Origin of the sequence: Janibacter indicus, from assembly GCF_900176385.1 — a bacterium.
Lineage (GTDB): Bacteria > Actinomycetota > Actinomycetes > Actinomycetales > Dermatophilaceae > Janibacter > Janibacter indicus.
Genome location: NZ_FWXN01000007.1, coordinates 161,436 through 177,992, shown reverse-complemented (window position 1 = coordinate 177,992; position 16,557 = coordinate 161,436). Strand labels below are relative to the sequence as shown.

Below are 16,557 nucleotides of genomic sequence, written 5' to 3'. Positions count from 1 at the left end.
GCAGCAGCGCTGACGCTCGCCGTAGGCTCCCCGGATGGAGCTGATCACGGAGGTGTCCTGCGGCGACTGGCTGCGTGAGCGGATCGGTGGCTGGGGCCGGGTCGGTGGGACTGCGGGCGCGGGCTTCGAGGCCTACGCGCGCATCCTGCACCCGGTGCCGGTGCACCGTGAGGACCTCACGGTCGCCGACCGGTGGGGCATGCACCCGGTGCTGGAGGAGGGGCGCTGGCGGTGGTCGCGCGTGGCGGCCCGACAGGGGCTGACGATGCACCCGCTCGTCCAGTGGAACCGGCTGGCGGACCTCCACCAGGGGGTCGACTTCGCCGACGGCTGGCGGGTCGGGCAGTCGCGCGACGGGGCCCTGGACGTCGATCTGCTCGCCGGGCTGACCAGGCACCTGCGGGAGGCCACGCGCTCGCCCGAGCAGCTCGTCGTGGGCATCTGGGCGGGGTGGGGCGAGCTGACGGGCTCGACCGTGGTCTATGCGGGCGAGGACGACGGTGGCAAGGAGACGGACGCCGAGGCGGAGGCCGACGCACGGATGCGGCTGCATCTCGAGGAGCAGCGGACCTCGGTCGCGACCGACGTCGCTGCGGCGGTGCGACGCGGCCCGCTCCTGGTGCTTCCCGGTCGCGAGTACGTGCTGCTGGCGACCGACTGCGACGAGCTGGCCGACGAGACGTGGCCGCACCGGGCGGGCATCGGGTGGACGTCGGTCTTCGACGGGCCGCTCCCGCAGCTCGTCTGGCCTGCGGACCACGCCTGGGTGGTCGCCAGCGAGATCGACTGGGACAGCACGATCGTGGCCGGCTCCCGGGCACTCGTCGACGCGGTGCTCGCCGACGGCCGGTTCGAGGCCTTCGAGGTCGAGGAGGGGAGCGACCTCACCTGGGAGGGCGACCTGGTCAACCCGCCGCGGGCCGGCTGGTCCGCAGGACCCTGAAGCCCTTGCTCGACCCGACGCGCTCGGTCGGCAGACCGAGGTCGGTGCTGATCCAGCGCTGGTAGCCGTCGGCGCCGAGGTTCTTGCCGATGACGAGGTGAGCGTCGGCTCCCGGCGCGAGGCGGGGGAGCCAGGTGCGCAGCAGCTCGTGGACGGCGGGCTTGCCGATGCGGATCGGCGGGTTGGACCAGATGGCGGCGAAGGGGAGGTTCGCCGGCACCTCGTCCGGACGGGCGGTCCGCACGTTGGTCAGCCCGAGGGCGGCCGCATTGCGGCGGGTGAGGTCGAGCGCCCGCTCCGTGACGTCGACGGCCCAGACCGTGGCCTCGGGGGCCCGGAGCGCGAGGGTGAGGGCGATCGGGCCCCAGCCGCAGCCGATGTCGAGCAGGTCTGCGGCAGAAGGGGGTTGGGGCACCGTGTCGAGCAGGATCGCCGTCGCCTTGTCGAGACCGGTGGGGGAGAAGGTGCCACCTGCGGTCTCCACCGTGACCTCTCGGCCGGCGAGCGTGACATCCAGCGGGCGTCGCTCGGCATCGGTCGCGGCAGGGGAGTCGGTGAAGTAGTGGTCGGTCACGGGACAACCCTAGGTGCGCTGTCGGTGGTGGGTGACAGGCTGATGCTGTCGAAGGGGGTGCTTCGGCCGGGGGCGGTTGCACCGGGACATTTCTTGGCCCGCCCTCGTGAATCTATCGAACAGGTGTTCTATAATGATGGGAGCGAGGGGAGGCGCGATGACCGAGACGACGGTGCGGGGCAGTGGCGAGTGCGACGCCAGCAGTGAGGCGCGCTTGCCCGACGCACTGGCGGCGTCGCTGGCGGCCCTGGGGGCGGCATCGGTCGACGGCCTCGGCGAGGCCGAGCTCCTCGAGGTGGTCGCCCTCCTCGAGTCGACCAAGGGCGCGGCGTCGGCCCTGCAGGCGCGGGCCACCGAGGGCTTCGTCGAGCAGCGCGACGGGCTGGTGCTTGCCGCAGTCGCCCGTGAGGAGCTGTCCGACCGGCAGGCGTCGCTGCAGCGGCGGGCCGCTCGGTCCGAGGTGGCGCTGGCCCGGCGGGTCTCACCCGGGCAGGCCGATCGGCACGTGGGCGTGGCGCGGGCGCTCGTCCACGAGCTGCCGTGCACGATGGCGGCCCTGACTGCGGGGCAGATCAGCGAGTGGCGGGCGACGATCGTCGTCCGCGAGACCGCGTGCCTGGCGGCGGCCGATCGGCTCGAGGCCGATCGTCGGCTGTCCGGGTGCCTGACGACGCTCGGTGACCAGGGCCTGTCTCGGGCGGCCCACCGGGTCTGCGCCGACCTCGACCAGGCGGCACTGGTCGAGCGCCGCCGGCGGGCCGCGGCATCACGCCGGGTCGGGGTGCGCCCCGCGCCCGATGGCATGGCCTGGCTGAGCGTGCTCGGTCCGGTCGCCGAGGTCGTCGGTGCCTACGCGGCCCTGCGGTCTGCCGAGCGGGGCCGCCATGTTGCCACCGGAGACGCGCGGGTCGATGCGGAGCGGGCAGCCGACGGGCGTGGCGAGGGTGCCTGGCTCGCCGACACGGCTCTCGAGCTGCTCTCCGGTCGGGCCGAGGGGCAGCCACAGCCGGTCGAGGTCGCGCTCGTCATGAGCGAGGCGGCCCTCCTGCCCGGCGTCGCCCCGGCCAGCGACGGCCCGGCCAGCGTCGCCCCGGCCAGCGTCGCCCCGGCCGGCGGCGAGCAGGTCGAGGTGCCGGGCTTCGGGGCGATGCCCCCGGAGACGGCGCGCGAGATGGTCCTGCGTCTGCTCGACGGCGCCGACGCAGACGACGCCGCGTCGTCCGGGGTGTGGCTGCGTCGCCTGTGGACCTCGCCCGGTGGGCACGAGCTCGTCGCCATGGACTCCACGCGTCGGCTCTTCCACGGCGGGCTGAGGCGCTTCGTCGAGCTGCGCGACCAAGGCTGCCGGGTGCCGTGGTGCGATGCACCCGCGCGCCAGGTGGACCACGTCGAGGCCTTCGCCCGGGGCGGCGAGACCTCAGCGGCCAACGGTCTGGGCGTCTGCCAGCGGCACAACCTCGACAAGGAACAGCCCGGCTGGAGCGCCGAGGTGCTCGCGAGCGGGCTCGATCCGGGCGGGGGGAGGCCCCACGAGGTGGTCCTCAGCACCCCGACCGGCGTCGAGTCCCGCAGCCTGGCCCCACCACCCCTCGGTCACGGCCGTGGGGCGATCGGGCAGGTGTCTACGGGTCCGGTGCCTGCAGGTCCGATGGAGGTGTCGCACCCGGACGTGCTGTGGTCGCCCCTCGAGGTGCGCCTCGGTGAGCTCTTCGCCGCCTGATCATTCGACGTCCTCGTCCACCCAGTCGAGGGTCTTGGAGATGGCCTTGGTCCAGTTGCGGTGCAGCCGCTCGACCTCGTCCTCGTCCATCGACGGCGACCATCGCTTCCCCTCGGACCAGTTGTCGACGATCTCGTCCGTCGACTCCCAGTAGCCGACGGCCAGGCCGGCGGCGTAGGCGGCACCCAGGGCCGTGGTCTCGGCGATCTGCGGCCGCACGACGTCGACGCCGAGCATGTCCGCCTGGAACTGCATGAGCGTGTCGTTGGCGACCATCCCCCCGTCGACCTTGAGCTCGGTCAGCCGCCCGCCGGCCCGCTCGGCGTCGGCCTGCATCGCGTCGAGCACGTCACGTGTCTGGTAGGCCGTCGACTCCAGCGCCGCACGGGCGATGTGGGCCTTGGTGGCGTAGCGGGTCAGCCCGAGGATCGCGCCGCGTGCGTCGGGCCGCCAGTGCGGGGCGAAGAGCCCGGAGAAGGCCGGCACGAAGTACACCCCGCCGTTGTCCTCGACGCTGCAGGCGAGCGCTTCGACCTCAGGCGCCTCCTTGATGAAGCCGAGGTTGTCGCGCAGCCACTGGATCAGCGACCCGGTCACGGCGATCGACCCCTCCAGGGCGTAGACCGCGTCCTGCTCGCCCAGCTGGTAGCAGACCGTCGTCAGCAGGCCGTTGTCGCTGGAGACGATCTCGGTGCCGGTGTTGAGCAGCATGAAGTTGCCGGTGCCGTAGGTGTTCTTGGCGGTGCCCGGCGTCAGGCAGGCCTGACCGAAGGTAGCCGACTGCTGGTCGCCGAGGATCCCCGCGATCGGCGTGCCGTTGAGGACGCCCGGCTTGCACTCGCCGTAGACCTCCGAGGACGAGCGGATCTCGGGCAGCACCTGCACCGGCACCCCGATGGCCTCGCACGTGGCCTCGTCCCACTGCAGGGTGCGCAGGTCCATGAGCATCGTGCGCGAGGCATTGGTGACGTCGGTGACGTGGACGCCGTCGTTCTCCCCGCCGCCTGTGAGGTTCCACAGCACCCAGGTGTCCATCGTGCCGGCGAGCAGCTCGCCGGCCTCGGCGCGCTCCCGGGCTCCCTCGACGTGGTCGAGGATCCAGGCGATCTTGGGCCCGGCGAAGTACGTGGCGAGCGGCAGCCCGCAGACCTCCTTGAAGCGGTCGAGCCCGCCATCGGACGCGAGCTCGTCGACCAGCGCCTGGGTCCGCGTGTCCTGCCAGACGATGGCGTTGTGGATCGGCTGCCCGGTCGCCTTCTCCCACACGACGGTCGTCTCGCGCTGGTTGGTGATGCCCACCGCGTCGATGTGGCCGCTGTTGAGGTTGGCCTTGCCGAGGGCGCCGCCGATGACGCGGCGGGTGTTGCCCCAGATCTCCAGGGCGTCGTGCTCGACCCAGCCGGCCCGCGGGAACATCTGCTCGTGCTCGATCTGATCGGTAGCGATGACTGCCCCGTCGCGGCCGAAGACCATGGCCCGGGTGCTCGTCGTCCCTTGGTCGATGGACAGCACGTACGTGGTCGGTGCACTCATGTTGGCATCCTGTCAGGTCGGGTTCCTCGGCGGGCAGGTTGCCGACTACCGTTGTGCCATGCCGAATCCCACACCGCTCGATCACCAGCAGCGCGACGCGGCCTGGCGTCGCATCGCCGAGGAGGACCTCGACGTCCTCGTCGTCGGTGGGGGAGTGACCGGCGCGGGCGTCGCGCTCGACGCGGCCACCCGTGGCCTCAAGGTCGCCCTCGTCGAGCAGCGCGACTTCGCCTCCGGCACCTCCTCCCGGTCCTCCAAGCTCTTCCACGGCGGGGTCCGCTATCTCGAGCAGCTCAACTTCGCGCTCGTGCGCGAGGCCCTCCAGGAGCGTGAGCTCATGCTCACCCGCATCGCCCCGCACCTGGTCAAGCCGGTGAGCTTCCTCTACCCGCTGTCGCACCCGGTCTGGGAGCGGCCCTACGTCACCGCCGGCCTGACCCTCTACGACACGATGGGCGGCGGCCGGTCCGTCCCGCGCACCAAGCAGATGACGAAGGGGGGAGTGCGCCGGATCGCGCCCGGGCTCAAGCCCTCCGCGCACCACGGCGGCCTGCTCTACCACGACGCCCAGTGCGACGACGCCCGCCATACCCTCACCGTCGTGCGCACCGCCGCCTCCTACGGCGCCACCGTGCTCAACTCCGCCAAGGTCACCGGCCTGCTCCACGCCGGTGAGCGCGTCGTGGGCGCCCGGGTGCTCGACGTCGAGACCGGCGACGAGGTCGAGGTCAACGCCTCGGTGGTCATCAACTGCACCGGCGTGTGGACCGACGACATCCAGACCATGGCCGGTGGGCGAGGACGCTTCCACGTGCGGGCGAGCAAGGGCGTGCACATCGTCGTCGCCCGCGACCGGGTCAACTCCGAGACCGGCCTGATCCTGCGCACCGAGAAGTCGGTGCTCTTCTGCATCCCCTGGGGCACCCACTGGATCATCGGCACGACCGACACCGACTGGAACCTCTCCCGGGCCCACCCCGCCGCCACCTCGGCGGACATCGACTACATCCTCGAGCAGATCAACGGCGTGCTCCTCACCCCGCTCACCCGCGACGACATCCAGGGCGTCTACGCCGGGCTGCGCCCCCTGCTCGCCGGAGAGTCGGAGGAGTCCTCGCAGCTGAGCCGAGAGCACGCGGTGGCTCGCCCCCAGCCGGGGCTGATCTCGATCGCCGGCGGCAAGTACACGACCTACCGGGTCATGGCCGCCGACGCCGTCGACGCCGCCCGCGAGGACCTCTCGCCCGGCGTCCCCGAGAGCGTCACCGCCCACATCCCGCTCGTCGGCGCCGAGGGGTACCAGGCGCTCGTCAACCAGCTCGACACCCTGAGCCGACGGCACGACCTGCCGGTCTGGCGGGTGACCCACCTGCTCGACCGCTACGGCTCGATGGCCGTCGACCTCTTCGCCATGATCGACGAGGACCGTTCTCTCGCAGAGCCACTCGCCGGTGCCGAGGAGTACCTGCGGGTCGAGGTCGTCTACGCGGCCCGCCACGAGGCGACGCTCCACCTCAACGACCTGCTCACCCGCCGGATGCGCATCTCCATCGAGACACCCGACCGCGGCGTCGAGGCCGCCGAGCCGGCCGCGCGGATCCTCGCGGCCGAGCTCGGCTGGGACGAGGAACGCACGACCTCCGAGATCGACCACTACCTGCGCCGCGTGCGGGCCGAGATCGAGAGCCAGCAGCTGACCGAGGACGAGCGGGCCGACGCCGAGCGCACCGAGGCGACCGACATCCGGGTTCTGGCCAAGGGCTGACCTGCCGGTCACGTGCCGGCCACCTGGTGCCCACGTCGTCGCCACCCGGGCGCGGGAGCCTCGACCCATGCCCAAGATCTCCCGTCGCGTCGTCCTGTCCACCACCGTCGCCGCTGCCGGTGCGGCGGCCCTCCAGCCGTCGGCCGTCGCCGCCCCCTTCCAGGTGCACCGCAGCCGGCCACTGCTGCCCTCCGGCGTCGCCTCGGGCGACGTCACGACCAACTCGGCGGTGATCTGGGCCCGGGCAAGATCGACCTGCGGCAACTCGCCCCGGGGCGGCGGCACGAGATCGAGGTCGCCTTCGAGGACGAGGAGGGGCGAAGGGGGCAGACCGCGGACCTGACCTTCACGACGGCACCGCGTGGTCGGTCCGGCCAGTCCTTCGTGTGGACCGGGGACACGGCGGGCCAGGGGTGGGGGATCAACCCCGACCTCGGCGGGTACACGGCCTACCGGACGATGCACGAGACCCGTCCCGACTTCTTCGTGCACTGCGGTGACACCATCTACGCCGACGGGCCGATCGAGGCCCGCGTCACCGAGCCCGACGGGCAGGTCTGGCGCAACCTCGTCATCCCCGAGGTGGAGGAGCGGGCGCAGAGCCTCGCGGAGTTCCGTGGCCGGCACCGCTACAACCACCTCGACGACAACCTGCGGGCGATGTACGCGGACGTGCCGGTGCTGGCCCAGTGGGACGACCACGAGACGACCAACAACTGGTACCCCGGCGAGATCCTCACCGACCCCGCCTACGACCGTGAGCAGCGTGTCGACGTCCTCGCCCGCTGGGCCAAGCAGGCGTGGTGGGAGTGGCAGCCGATCAGCAACGGCCAGGACCGTCGGGACGGGCAGCGCATCCACCGCAAGGTCTCCCGGGGCAGGCACCTCGACGTCTTCTGCCTCGACATGCGCACCTACAAGGACCCCAACACCGCTGGGCTCGAAGGGCATCGGACCTCGCTCATCGGCGACGAGCAGGTGCGCTGGCTGGCGGCCGAGCTCAAGGCGTCGAAGGCCACCTGGAAGGTCATCTCGGCCGACCTGCCGATCGGGATCGTCGTCCCGGACGGCGACGCCCAGGAGTCGCTGGCCAATCGGGACCCGGGTGCCCCGCTCGGCAAAGAGATCGAGCTGGCGTGGCTGCTGCGCGAGATCAAGGACGTGCCCGGCGTCGTGTGGATCACCGCCGACGTGCACTACTGCGCGGCCCACCACTACAGCCCCGAGCGAGCGGCCTTCACCGACTTCCGACCCTTCTGGGAGTTCGTCGCCGGTCCGATCAACGCCGGCACCTTCGGGCCCAACGAGATGGACGCGACCTTCGGCCCGCGGGTCGACTTCGTCAAGAGTGCCGACTACCCCAACCAGTCGCCGCGCGGGGGCAACCAGTTCTTCGGGCACGCCGGCATCGCCGACGACGGCACGCTGACCGTCACCCTGCGCGATGCCCGCGGCGGCGTGCTCTACACCCGGGAGCTGTCACCGGAGAGGTGAGCCGCGTCCTCGAGGACGATCGGCGCCCTCCCTTCGTCCCGCACGAGGGTGAACCATGCGATCGTGAGGAACACGAGGGCGCCGGCACCGACGAAGAAGGCGTCGCGGCCGGACTCGGTCGTCGCCAGCAGCACGATGACGCCGACCATGAAGGCCATCGCGATGACGTTGAGGATCGGGAAGAAGGGCATCGCGAAGCCGGTGGGTGCCACGCCCGCGCGGGCCATGCCGGCCCGCATCCGCCAGTGCGCGAGCAGGATCATCAGCCAGGTGAAGACTGTCGCGAAGGACGCGATCGCGGCGACGAAGAAGAAGAGCCGGTCCTCGATGACGAGGAAGAGCACGAGGCCCACCGCACCCGCACCGAACATGCACAGCACCGGGTAGATCGGGATGTGCGCCCGCGGCGACAGGTGGAGGAAGGAGCGCGGCGCGTGACCCTGCTCGGCGAGGCCGTACATCGTGCGTGAGCAGGCGTAGAAGATCGCGTTCATCGCCGACAGGGCAGCGGTGAGGACGACGAAGTTCATCACGTGCTGCGCCGCGGGGACCTGGAGCGCGGCGAAGACCTCGACGAAGGGGGAGGACTCGCCGGTGACCTCGTCCCACGGGATGATCGACATGATCACCGCGAGCGCCGCCACGTAGAAGAGCAGGATGCGGAAGGGCACGGTGTTGACCGCGCGTGCGATGGAGTGCTCGGGGTCGTCGGCCTCGCCGGCCGTCATCCCGAGCGTCTCGATGCCGCCGAAGGAGAAGACGACGACGCTGAAGCTCATGATGATGCCCCACAGGCCGAAGGGGGCGAAGCCGTCGTGGCTCCACAGGTGGGCGACGTCCGGGGTCGTGCCGCCGACCTCGCGCCCCCAGAGGATGAGCGCCAGCCCACCGACGACGAGGGCGATGATCGCCGTCACCTTGATGAGGGAGAACCAGAACTCCATCTCCCCGAAGACCCGCACCGCCAGGAGGTTGAGGGCGCCGATGAGGGCGATCGCCGCGACCATCCACACCCAGCCGGGGACGCCGGGGAACCACAGCCCCATGTAGGTCGCGACGGCGGTCATGTCGGCGATCGCGACGACCGCGAGCTCGAGCCAGAAGACCCAGCCGACGATGAAGCCGGCGTAGGGGCCGAGGAAGGAGCCTGCGTACTGCGCGAAGGACCCGGCCACGGGATGGCGGACCGCCATCTCACCGAGGGCGCGCATGACGATGTAGACCATGAAGCCGGCCACGGCGTAGGCAACGAGGACGGCCGGGCCGGCGGCCTGGATCGTCTCGGAGGAGCCGTAGAAGAGGCCGGTGCCGATGGCGGTGCCGAGCGCGATGAACTGCACGTGGCGGGGGTTGAGCCCGCGGTCGAGGTGCTCGTGCTCGGGGACGGTGGTGGGGGAGTCGGACACGGCTGGAGACCCTACGCTCATGGCGCTCGCTCGACAGCATCTCGCATCACGAGGGGTCGAGACGACGATCGACGCCGGCTACCTCGAGGCCGCTGACGGGCAGGTCTACGGGTTCTGGTGCCTTGGAGTCCCAGCCCGGGCCGGTGACACCGCACGCCTACCACCGCGCTGCCGACGGGTCGACCAGCGTCGTCACCCATCAGGGAGAGGAGGGCATCGAGATCCTCGTCGCGGGCGCCTTCGGGCAGGCCGTCAATGCCGTCATGGGGGACGGCCGGGACTAATGGTTGGCCCTGCGGCGTTGCAGGGTGAGATCCTGAGGAGAACATGACCGAACCACTGCACAGCGCCCACGACGACGCCGACGACGACACCACCCCCAGCCCGATCATCGACCGGGTGCTCTCCCGCCGCGCCCAGGCGCTGGCCGACCGCGACGGCTTCCTCGAGCCGGCTGGCGACATCGACTACGACGGCGACCAGTTCGACCGCGAGGAGCGCTCCGCCCTGCGCCGTGTGCAGGGCCTGTCGACCGAGCTCGAGGACATCACCGAGGTCGAGTACCGGCAGCTGCGTCTGGAGCGCGTCGTTCTCGCGGCGGTCTGGAGCGACGGGACCGTTGCCGACGCGGAGAACTCCCTGCGTGAGCTGGCGGCCCTGGCCGAGACGGCCGGCTCCGAGGTGCTCGCCGGTGTCCTGCAGCGGCGCCAGACCCCTGACCCCAGCACCTATCTCGGCTCGGGCAAGGCCCAGGAGCTCAAGGAGATCGTCGTCGCCGAGGGCGCCGACACCGTGGTCTGCGACACCGAGCTGGCACCGAGCCAGCGGCGTGCCCTCGAGGACGTCGTCAAGGTCAAGGTCATCGACCGCACCGCCCTGATCCTCGACATCTTCGCCCAGCACGCCAAGTCCCGTGAGGGCAAGGCGCAGGTCGAGCTGGCCCAGCTGCAGTACCTCCTGCCGCGCCTGCGTGGCTGGGGCGAGTCGATGTCCCGGCAGGCCGGTGGTCAGGCCGCCGGCGGTCAGGGCATGGGCTCGCGTGGTCCGGGTGAGACCAAGATCGAGCTCGACCGCCGCCGGATCAACTCCCGCATCGCCAAGCTCAAGCGCGAGCTCGCCGGCATGAAGACCCACCGCGACACCCGTCGCGCGGCCCGCGCGCACCACGAGGTGCCGGCCGTGGCCATCGCCGGCTACACCAACGCCGGCAAGTCGACCCTGCTCAACCGCCTCACCCACGCGGGCGTCCTCGTCGACAACCAGCTCTTCGCGACTCTCGACACCACCGTGCGTCGCGCCGAAACGCCCGACGGGCGCGAGTACACGCTCACCGACACCGTCGGCTTCGTCCGGGCGCTGCCGCACCAGCTCGTCGAGGCCTTCCGCTCCACGCTCGAGGAGGTCGCCGACGCCGACCTGCTCCTGCACGTCGTCGACGGCTCGCACCCCGACCCCGAGGGCCAGATCTCGGCCGTGCGCGCGGTGCTGGCCGACGTCGACGCGACCGACGTCAAGGAGGTCGTGGTCGTCAACAAGGCTGACGCCGCCGACCCCGAGGTCGTCGACCGGATCCTGCGGCACGAGCGCCACTCGATCGCCGTGTCGGCGCGCACCGGCGCCGGGGTCGAGGAGCTGCTCCAGCTCGTCGCCGACGAGCTGCCCAAGCCCGACATCGACGTCGAGGTCCTCCTGCCCTACTCGCGCGGCGACCTCGTCAGCCGGCTGCACGACGAGGCCGAGATCCTCTCCGAGGAGCACCTGGGCCAGGGCACGCTCGTCGTCGCCCGGGTGCACGGTGACCTCGCGGCCGAGCTGACCCCCTTCGCCACGACGTCGGCGGCCGGCTGACCGTCGCGGTCAACGGCTGACGAGCAGGACCGCCAGCCCGATCATCGTCAGGCCGATGAGGCCGTCGAGGACGCGCCACGTCCCCGGGCGGCCCAGCGGGCCGGCGAGCGCCCGGGCCCCGAGGCCGAGGCCGGTGAACCACACGATGCTGCCGAGCGCCGCCCCCGTCGCGAAGGCCCACCGCTGCTCGCCGTGCCCGTTGGCGATCGACCCGAGCATGAGCACGGTGTCGAGGTAGACGTGCGGGTTGAGGAAGGTGATGGCGAGCGTGCTCGCGATGACCGACCCGCGGCCGGCAAGAGCGGTGGCCTCGAGGCCCTCCGGCGACGCGGCCCGGCGCAGGGCGAGCAGGCCGTAACCCACGAGGTAGGCCGCGCCGAGCCAGGTGACGACGCGCACCGCGGTCGGGTGGTCGCTGACGAGTGCGCCCACACCCGCCGTGCCGAGCATGATGAGCAGGGTGTCGGCGGCGATGCAGATGAGCACGACGGGGGCCAGGTGCTCACGCCGGATCCCTTGGCGCAGCACGAAGGCATTTTGCGCGCCGATGGCGACGATGAGGGTGAGGCCGGTGAGCAGGCCAGCGACGGCGGAGACGATCACGGGCTGACGGTAGGCGTCGGGTCCACCTGAAGGCCAGCGAAAGAGTCTGCAGTGTCATTAGCATTGCTTCATGCAGATCGATCAGCTCCGCGCCCTGCTCGCCGTCGTCGACGAGGGAACCTTCGAGGCGGCGGCCGGTGCGCTGGGCATCACCCCCTCCGCCGTCAGCCAGCGGATCAAGGCGCTCGAGGCCGCGGCCGGCCGGGTGCTCGTCGAGCGCAGCGCTCCCGTGCGGGCCACCGCCGCCGGCACGGCGGTCGTGCGCACGGCTCGGCAGATGGTCCTGCTCGCCGACCAGCTCCGCGCCGACCTGGGCGAAGGGGGGTCCGCTCCCGTCGAGCTCCCGGTCGCCGTCAACGCCGACTCCCTCGCGACGTGGTTCGAGCCGGTGCTCGCGACCGCGTCGGGCTGGCCTGACGTGCGGCTGCACCTCGAGGTCGAGGACGAGGAGTACAGCGCCGACCACCTGCGGCGGGGTGCGGTCGTGGGGGCCGTGACCGCCGACCCGACCCCGGTCGCGGGCTGCCGCACCGAACCGCTCGGGTCGATGCGCTACCTGCCGGTGGCAGCGGCACCGCTGGCGGAGGAGTTCGCGAAGGGCCGTGGGCACGACTGGGAGCGCATGCCGGTCCTGCGCTTCAACGCCAAGGACGACCTGCAGCACGGGGTGCTGCGCGACCTCGGGGTCGGCGTGGTCCCGCCGACCTCGCAGGTGCCCTCCTCGGAGGGCTTCGCCGCGGCAGTGCGGGCCGGGCTGGGGTGGGCCATGCTCCCGGAGGCCCAGGTGGGCGATGACCTCGACACCGGCCGGCTGGTGCTGCTGCGTCAGCGGGAGCACCGCGACGTCCCGCTGTACTGGCAGGCGTGGACGCTGCGCACCGCGCGGATCGAGCGGCTCGGCGAGGCGGTGCACGAGGCGGCTCGGGCGCTGCGGCCCGTTCGCCCCACGGCACTACCCGCTGTCGGTGGCCGGGGCTAGCGTCGGAGCCATGGCTTCCAAACTCAACCCCTACCTCAACTTCGACGGCAACGCCCGCGAGGCGATGGAGTTCTACCAGTCGGTGCTCGGGGGTGAGCTGCTCGTCCACACCTTCGGCGACAGCATGCCCGACGCCGGCGACATCGCCGACCAGGTGATGCACGCCAGCCTCGTCACCGAGGCGGGCTACACGATCTTCGCCAGCGACACCCCGCCCGGCATGACCCGCACCCTGGGCACCTCGGTGACGATCAGCATCAGCGGCGACGAGACCGAGCTGCTGCGCAGCTACTGGGCCGGTCTGACGGCCGGGGCCGAGATCGAGATGCCCCTCGAGGTGCAGATGTGGGGTGACGAGTACGGCTCCTTCACCGACCGCTACGGCATCCCGTGGATGGTCAACATCACCGTGAGCTGAGCACCGCCGCGCTCGTCGCGACCTCGATCTGCGGCGAGTACAGCGCCATGACCTGCAGGGCGGCCTCGTGGTTGTCCTGGGTCGAGCCCGCACAGGCGTCGGCGGCCACCACGACGGTGGCACCGTCGTCGGCGGCCGGCAGCGCCGTCGAGATGACGCAGCAGTCGGTCGAGACACCGGCGAGCACGATCGTCGAGGTGGGGCCGGTGATGCGGGTCAGCGGCTCACCCCACTTGCCGAAGGTCGAGCAGTCCACCGACCCGCGGTTGCTCCAGCCCGCGGCCGGGGTGACGAGGTCGAAGACCGGGTCGGTCGCGGGGCGATCAGCGAAGGACCAGCGCTCGAAGTAGGGCCCCCACGAGCCGGGTCGTTCCGAGCCGGGGACCCACCGCGTGACGATCGTGCGCCCGGCACCGAAGCTCGAGCGCAGGGACTTGATCGGCGCGAGCGCGTCGTCGAACATCGGCGAGCCCCACTCCGAGGTGGGGTCGGCGAAGATCCGCTGGGGGTCGATGACCACCAGCCAGGCGTCGTCGAGCGGGGGCAGCTCGGTCATCGCTCCTCCTGCCGCCGCACGATGCCCCGTCGCGCGACCAGGGTGATGACGAAGGCGAGCCCGAGGGCGACGATGACGCCGAGGTTGGCGTAGGACCAGTCGCCGGCCCAGTAGTTGCCGGCGGGGTCCTCGACGAGCTCGGTGCCGAGGAAGGCCTTGAGCAGGTAGCCCTGCCAGTTGTTCCACGTCGAGTCGGGCATCGCATTGGTCACCAGACCCCAGCCGATGACTGAGGCGAGGACCATCGTGCCGATGGAGATCCAGTCGACCGAGCCGTAGCGCCCACGGGCGTCGAAGAGCGCCTCCTCGTCGTAGTCACGCCGGCGCAGCGCGAGGTCCGACAGGAAGATGCCGGCCCAGGCGGCCAGCGGCACGCCGAGGGTGATGAGGAAGGACTGGAAGGGGCCAAGGAAGTTCTCGGCGAAGAAGACGACGTAGATCGTGCCGAGGGTGAGCAGCAGGCCGTCGAGGCCGGCCGCCGCCGGGCGGGGGATGCGCACCCCGAGGCTCAGCAGGGTCAGGCCCGAGGAGTAGATGCCCAGGACGGCGCCCGAGACGAGCGCGAGCACGGCCGCGACACCGAAGATCACGAGGTACCAGGTCGGCAGGATCGTCGCGAGGGTGCCGACCGGATCGGCGACGATGCCGGCGCGCAGGGTCTCGTCGGAGCCGGCCAGACCGATGCCGTAGGCGACGAGGAGCGCGGGCGCCAGGGCGCCGCCGAGGGTGTTCCACGCGACGATCGCGCCGGAGGAGGCCTCGCGGCTCTGGTAGCGCGACCAGTCGGCGGCGATGTTGATCCACCCGAGGCCGAAGCCGGTCATCACCATGATGAGCGCGCCGAGCACCTGCTGGAAGGACCCGCCCTCGAGGGAGGTCAGGGTCGACCACTCGATGTGCCCCACGGTCAGGCCCACGTAGACGATCGTCGCCAGCCCGGTCAGCCAGGTCAGCCACGACTGCATACGCATGATCAGGTGGTAGCCCGCGACCGAGGCGCCGACGATGAGGGCCGCGACGACGAGCATGGCGACGACCTTGGTCGGCGTGCCTCCGCCCCAGCCGAGCTCGCGCATGACGGTCGCCGTCGCGAGCGTGGCCATGATCGCCAGGAAGGTCTCCCACCCGATCGAGACGACCCACGAGACGACGCCCGGCAGCTTTTGCCCCTGGACGCCGAAGGCGGCTCGCGAGATGACCATCGTCGGTGCCGAGCCGCGCTTGCCCGCCACGGCGACGAGCCCGCACAGCAGGAAGGAGACGACGATGCCGATCACGGACACCAGCAGGGCCTGACCGAAGGAGATCCCGAAGTCGAGGACGAAGCTGCCGTAGGAGATGCCGAAGACGGAGACGTTGGCCGCGAACCACGGCCAGAAGAGGTCGGCCGGGCGGGCGGTCCGGTCGGCCTCGTCGATGATCTCGATGCCGGTGGTCTCGACGCCCGCACGCCGGACGGACTCGAGGGTGTCGCTCCGCGGGGAGTCAGCGCTCATTCCGGCAGAATTGCACGGTGGACACGTTGCGCAGTCGATGGCACGCCGATGTGACCGCTCTGTGCCCCGCCGCACCCCACGAGCGGGCCGCGGCGGAGGTCACCGATCTCCTCGACCGGTGGCTCGAGGACCACCGTTCCTACCACGACGTCGTGCACCTCGCGGAGGTTCTCGCGGCCCTCGACGAGCTGGCCGAAGGGGGTGACCTCCCCGCGCGGAAGCGTCACCTCGCCGGACTGGCTGCGTGGTACCACGACGCGGTCTACGAGACCCACGCCGCCGCCGGCGCCAACGAGCAGGCGTCTGCGGAGCTGGCGCAGCAGCGCCTCGCTGACCTGGGCCTCGGTCCCTCGGATCTCGCCCTCGTCGCCCGGCTGGTCCGGGAGTCGGCCACCCACGAGATGAGCGCGCCGGGCCCTGCGGCTCGCGCCTTCCACGACGCCGACCTGTGGATCCTCGCGGCGCCGACCGAGCGCTTCGACGCCTACTGCCACCAGGTCCGGATCGAGTACGGCATGGTCGGCGACGAGGACTTCGCGCGGGGCAGGAGCGCGGTGCTCGCCCCCTTCGTCGAGCGGGGGCGGCTCTATCTCACCGACCACGCGCACGAGCGCTGGAGCGGTCGAGCCCGCGTCAACCTGCGACGCGAGCTCGACCGGCTCCGCGGTGGCCCGTGAGGGCCGCTGGTCAGGGCGTGTAGGCGGAGTTCTCCAGCGACAGGTTGTACTGGATCTGGTCGCCGACCACTGCTGCCCAGTCGACCGTGATGGTCAGTCGGGTGACGTTGCCGTTGGAGTCCATCCACGAGCACTTCTGGGTCTCGTTGGCGACGAGCACGAGGCCTCCCATGCACGACAGGGTCACGTCCGGGGGGATCTGGCTGTCGGTGTGGGCCTCGACCTTCTCCGTCAGGGTGTTGACGTCGATCGACTTCGAGGTGTCGGTGTTGGGCGTGGACCCGGCAGGAGGAGTGTTGGTCACATCGCTCGAGCTCGCGGTGGAGCTCTCGGTGGGGCTCTCCGTCGTGCTCGCCGTGGAGGTGGGCGTCGTGGTGGTGCTCTGAGCCGTGGGCTCGGAGGTCTGGCTCTGGTCCTGCGAGGACTCGGTGACCGTCACGGTCGAGTCGCCGTCGCCGTCGCCGAGTGCGCCGCAGGCGGACAGGCCGAGAGCGGCGATCGCGACGAGCGCGCAGGATCGGGCGGTGGTCAGGTGCTTACCCATG

The 16,557-nt window shown here is 71.4% G+C and carries 17 protein-coding genes; 10 read left to right on the top strand and 7 right to left on the bottom strand.

The window, feature by feature from the left end; genetic code table 11:
- The first annotated feature begins 34 nt into the window (after positions 1 to 34).
- Positions 35 to 943 carry a hypothetical protein gene (locus B9B60_RS10205; protein WP_084451297.1) on the top strand — a complete coding sequence of 303 codons (909 nt, stop codon included), beginning with the start codon at positions 35 to 37 and terminating at the stop codon, positions 941 to 943.
- Here B9B60_RS10205 and B9B60_RS10200 read toward each other — a convergent pair.
- Positions 906 to 1,517: a class I SAM-dependent methyltransferase gene (locus tag B9B60_RS10200; RefSeq protein WP_072624956.1), complete on the bottom strand. Its 612-nt coding sequence runs from the start codon at positions 1,515 to 1,517 to the stop codon at positions 906 to 908. The two genes, B9B60_RS10205 and B9B60_RS10200, sit on opposite strands and share 38 nt — an antisense overlap.
- A 157-nt stretch (positions 1,518 to 1,674) precedes the next feature.
- Here B9B60_RS10200 and B9B60_RS10195 point away from each other — a divergent pair, with 157 nt between their 5' ends.
- Complete coding sequence (locus B9B60_RS10195; RefSeq protein ID WP_084451296.1) at positions 1,675 to 3,237, top strand: HNH endonuclease; 1,563 nt, start codon at positions 1,675 to 1,677, stop codon at positions 3,235 to 3,237.
- Here the strand turns inward: B9B60_RS10195 and glpK are convergent, their stop codons facing one another.
- On the bottom strand, positions 3,238 to 4,770 hold the full coding sequence (gene glpK, locus B9B60_RS10190) for a glycerol kinase GlpK (protein ID WP_084451295.1): 1,533 nt from the start codon (positions 4,768 to 4,770) through the stop codon (positions 3,238 to 3,240). It abuts the gene before it with no gap.
- A gap of 58 nt (positions 4,771 to 4,828) precedes the next feature.
- On the opposite strand from glpK, the gene B9B60_RS10185 reads away from it, so the two are divergent.
- The 3 genes from B9B60_RS10185 to B9B60_RS10180 all read left to right on the top strand — a co-directional run bounded on the left by B9B60_RS10185 (position 4,829) and on the right by B9B60_RS10180 (position 8,029).
- Complete coding sequence (locus tag B9B60_RS10185) at positions 4,829 to 6,535, top strand: glycerol-3-phosphate dehydrogenase/oxidase (RefSeq protein WP_084451294.1); 1,707 nt, start codon at positions 4,829 to 4,831, stop codon at positions 6,533 to 6,535.
- A gap of 67 nt (positions 6,536 to 6,602) precedes the next feature.
- A complete protein-coding gene (locus tag B9B60_RS17790) occupies positions 6,603 to 6,878 on the top strand; it encodes a hypothetical protein (protein ID WP_327078585.1) in 276 nt (91 codons plus the stop codon).
- Positions 6,879 to 6,919: 41 nt separating this feature from the next.
- On the top strand, positions 6,920 to 8,029 hold the full coding sequence (locus B9B60_RS10180) for an alkaline phosphatase D family protein (RefSeq protein WP_327078584.1): 1,110 nt from the start codon (positions 6,920 to 6,922) through the stop codon (positions 8,027 to 8,029).
- Here B9B60_RS10180 and B9B60_RS10175 read toward each other — a convergent pair.
- Complete coding sequence (locus B9B60_RS10175; protein ID WP_234993833.1) at positions 7,999 to 9,435, bottom strand: amino acid permease; 1,437 nt, start codon at positions 9,433 to 9,435, stop codon at positions 7,999 to 8,001. The two genes, B9B60_RS10180 and B9B60_RS10175, sit on opposite strands and share 31 nt — an antisense overlap.
- 143 nt (positions 9,436 to 9,578) lie before the next feature.
- On the opposite strand from B9B60_RS10175, the gene B9B60_RS17185 reads away from it, so the two are divergent.
- Positions 9,579 to 9,719 (top strand): hypothetical protein, encoded by a 141-nt coding sequence (locus B9B60_RS17185; protein WP_159451190.1) that lies wholly within the window; start codon positions 9,579 to 9,581, stop codon positions 9,717 to 9,719.
- Between the two features lie 43 nt (positions 9,720 to 9,762).
- Entirely contained in the window at positions 9,763 to 11,283 is a 1,521-nt protein-coding gene (hflX, locus tag B9B60_RS10170) for a GTPase HflX (protein ID WP_084451292.1), read from the top strand.
- A gap of 9 nt (positions 11,284 to 11,292) precedes the next feature.
- Here the strand turns inward: hflX and B9B60_RS10165 are convergent, their stop codons facing one another.
- Positions 11,293 to 11,886 (bottom strand): LysE/ArgO family amino acid transporter, encoded by a 594-nt coding sequence (locus B9B60_RS10165; RefSeq protein WP_223277600.1) that lies wholly within the window; start codon positions 11,884 to 11,886, stop codon positions 11,293 to 11,295.
- 70 nt (positions 11,887 to 11,956) lie between these two features.
- On the opposite strand from B9B60_RS10165, the gene B9B60_RS10160 reads away from it, so the two are divergent.
- Both B9B60_RS10160 and B9B60_RS10155 read left to right on the top strand, forming a co-directional pair.
- A complete protein-coding gene (locus B9B60_RS10160; RefSeq protein WP_084451291.1) occupies positions 11,957 to 12,865 on the top strand; it encodes a LysR family transcriptional regulator ArgP in 909 nt (302 codons plus the stop codon).
- A gap of 10 nt (positions 12,866 to 12,875) precedes the next feature.
- Positions 12,876 to 13,283 (top strand): VOC family protein, encoded by a 408-nt coding sequence (locus B9B60_RS10155; protein ID WP_084451290.1) that lies wholly within the window; start codon positions 12,876 to 12,878, stop codon positions 13,281 to 13,283.
- On the opposite strand, the gene B9B60_RS10150 is transcribed toward B9B60_RS10155, so the two are convergent.
- Both B9B60_RS10150 and B9B60_RS10145 read right to left on the bottom strand, forming a co-directional pair.
- On the bottom strand, positions 13,270 to 13,839 hold the full coding sequence (locus B9B60_RS10150; protein WP_084451289.1) for a cysteine hydrolase family protein: 570 nt from the start codon (positions 13,837 to 13,839) through the stop codon (positions 13,270 to 13,272). The two genes, B9B60_RS10155 and B9B60_RS10150, sit on opposite strands and share 14 nt — an antisense overlap.
- A complete protein-coding gene (locus B9B60_RS10145; protein ID WP_084451288.1) occupies positions 13,836 to 15,335 on the bottom strand; it encodes a purine-cytosine permease family protein in 1,500 nt (499 codons plus the stop codon). The genes B9B60_RS10150 and B9B60_RS10145 overlap by 4 nt, the downstream gene beginning before the upstream one ends.
- A gap of 26 nt (positions 15,336 to 15,361) precedes the next feature.
- Here B9B60_RS10145 and B9B60_RS10140 point away from each other — a divergent pair, with 26 nt between their 5' ends.
- Positions 15,362 to 16,012: an HD domain-containing protein gene (locus tag B9B60_RS10140; protein WP_159451189.1), complete on the top strand. Its 651-nt coding sequence runs from the start codon at positions 15,362 to 15,364 to the stop codon at positions 16,010 to 16,012.
- Between the two features lie 10 nt (positions 16,013 to 16,022).
- Here B9B60_RS10140 and B9B60_RS10135 read toward each other — a convergent pair whose 3' ends face one another.
- Positions 16,023 to 16,556, bottom strand: coding sequence for a hypothetical protein (locus tag B9B60_RS10135; RefSeq protein ID WP_084451286.1), 534 nt, complete (start codon positions 16,554 to 16,556; stop codon positions 16,023 to 16,025).
- Position 16,557: the final 1 nt, after the last annotated feature.

Coding starts and splice junctions, on each gene's coding strand:
- B9B60_RS10155 (WP_084451290.1), top strand. CDS start 12,876: ATGGCTTCCAAACTCAACCCCTACCTCAACTTCGACGGCAACGCCCGC.
- B9B60_RS10150 (WP_084451289.1), bottom strand. CDS start 13,839: ATGACCGAGCTGCCCCCGCTCGACGACGCCTGGCTGGTGGTCATCGAC.
- B9B60_RS10145 (WP_084451288.1), bottom strand. CDS start 15,335: ATGAGCGCTGACTCCCCGCGGAGCGACACCCTCGAGTCCGTCCGGCGT.
- B9B60_RS10185 (WP_084451294.1), top strand. CDS start 4,829: ATGCCGAATCCCACACCGCTCGATCACCAGCAGCGCGACGCGGCCTGG.
- B9B60_RS10135 (WP_084451286.1), bottom strand. CDS start 16,556: ATGGGTAAGCACCTGACCACCGCCCGATCCTGCGCGCTCGTCGCGATC.
- glpK (WP_084451295.1), bottom strand. CDS start 4,770: ATGAGTGCACCGACCACGTACGTGCTGTCCATCGACCAAGGGACGACG.
- B9B60_RS10195 (WP_084451296.1), top strand. CDS start 1,675: ATGACCGAGACGACGGTGCGGGGCAGTGGCGAGTGCGACGCCAGCAGT.
- B9B60_RS10160 (WP_084451291.1), top strand. CDS start 11,957: ATGCAGATCGATCAGCTCCGCGCCCTGCTCGCCGTCGTCGACGAGGGA.
- B9B60_RS17790 (WP_327078585.1), top strand. CDS start 6,603: ATGCCCAAGATCTCCCGTCGCGTCGTCCTGTCCACCACCGTCGCCGCT.
- hflX (WP_084451292.1), top strand. CDS start 9,763: ATGACCGAACCACTGCACAGCGCCCACGACGACGCCGACGACGACACC.
- B9B60_RS10205 (WP_084451297.1), top strand. CDS start 35: ATGGAGCTGATCACGGAGGTGTCCTGCGGCGACTGGCTGCGTGAGCGG.